At 57.5% G+C, this 1,780-nt stretch carries 1 protein-coding gene; it reads left to right on the top strand.

The window, feature by feature from the left end:
• Positions 1-113: 113 nt before the first annotated feature.
• Positions 114-1,780 (top strand): ATP-dependent zinc metalloprotease FtsH (gene ftsH, locus AAF739_18135; protein ID MEM6384587.1); only part of this gene is annotated, 1,667 nt, incomplete at its 3' end.

A 1,780-nucleotide genomic window follows, 5' to 3' on the forward strand; every position in this document is an offset into this window, starting at 1 on the left:
GCGAAGGAATCCGGGTCGTGTCTATCAACGGGCAGCGCCTGCCCCATTTTCCAAGCAGAAAGTCCCCGATCGTCGGCGAAACTGTCGACATCGTGTCCTAAAGAGGCAAATTCGTGAATGATTCAGCCAAGAATATCCTGATTTTTGTGGCGATCGTACTGGTCTTGATGACCGTCGTGCAGAGCTTTAATGGCGCAGGCATGGCGGGGGCCCAGCAGGAACGCTACTCGGATTTCCTGAATAGGGTCGAAGACAATTCGGTGGAATCGGTGAGTTTCGACGGACCGACAGTCCGATATATGACGAAGAACGGCTCGCGGTTTTTCGCCTATAACCCAGAGAGCGGTGACGTTTCAGCGCTGATCGGCGAGCTTCAGGAGCGGGGTGTCGAATTCGACATGCCGGAACCGGAACAGCAGAGCCTGCTCGTAACGCTCCTCGTCCACTCATTCCCAGTACTGTTGCTGATCGCCGTCTGGATCTATTTCATGCGCCAGATGCAAGGCGGCGGTGCTGGCGGCCGCGGCGCGATGTCGTTCGGCAAGAGCAAGGCACGGTTGCTTGGTGAGGACCAAGTCGGGGTCAACTTCAGTGACGTTGCGGGTGTCGAAGAGGCCAAGGAAGAGGTCGTAGAGATCGTCGACTTCCTCAAAGATCCGAGCAAGTTCCAACGTCTCGGCGGCAAGATTCCGAAAGGCGTTTTGATGGTTGGCTCGCCCGGCACCGGTAAGACGTTACTCGCGCGAGCGATTGCGGGTGAAGCCAAGGTGCCGTTCTTTACCATTTCAGGTTCAGACTTCGTTGAGATGTTTGTGGGTGTCGGCGCCTCGCGTGTCCGAGACATGTTCGAACAGGCGAAGAAGCACGCGCCATGCATCATCTTTATCGACGAAATCGATGCTGTGGGGCGTCATCGTGGTGCCGGCCTTGGCGGTGGGCATGACGAACGTGAGCAAACGCTGAACCAGCTGCTCGTAGAAATGGATGGCTTCGAAGGAAACGAAGGCATTATCGTAATCGCGGCAACGAACCGACCCGACGTTTTGGATCCGGCGCTGCTGCGCCCGGGACGCTTCGACCGACAAGTGGTGGTGCCGCTTCCGGACGTGCGCGGTCGGGAGCAAATCCTTCGTGTACACATGCGCAAGGTACCGCTCGGAGACGATGTGCGTCCGGGCATCATCGCGCGTGGTACGCCAGGGTTCTCCGGTGCGGATCTCGCTAACCTTGTCAATGAAGCTGCGCTGTTCGCAGCGCGCGCCAATCGACGTACTGTCGGCATGGAAGAGTTCGAAAAGGCCAAAGACAAGATCATGATGGGCGCGGAGCGGCGTTCCATGGTGATGAACGAAGACGAGAAAAAGCTCACCGCGTATCACGAGGCTGGGCACGCTATCGTCGGGTTGAACGTGCCTGACCATGATCCCGTTTATAAAGTCACGATCATTCCGCGTGGGCGAGCGCTTGGTGTCACCATGTTCCTTCCAGAGGAGGATCGATACAGCTACTCGAAGCAACGCTTGAACAGCCAGATTGCCAGCCTTTTCGGCGGACGAATCGCGGAAGAACTTATCTTCGGTGCGGACAGTGTCACGACTGGGGCGAGCAACGACATCGAGCGAGCGACGGATATCGCACGCAGCATGGTCACCAAATGGGGTCTCTCTGATCGCCTGGGGCCATTGAGCTACAGCGAGGAAGAGGGCGAGGTGTTCCTCGGCCGCACGATGACGCAAACCAAACAGGTTTCGGGGCAGACTGCGAAAGCGATCGACGAGGA

The sequence above is a fragment of the Pseudomonadota bacterium genome, assembly GCA_039024915.1.
Classification (GTDB): Bacteria; Pseudomonadota; Alphaproteobacteria; order Rhizobiales; family MH13; genus MH13.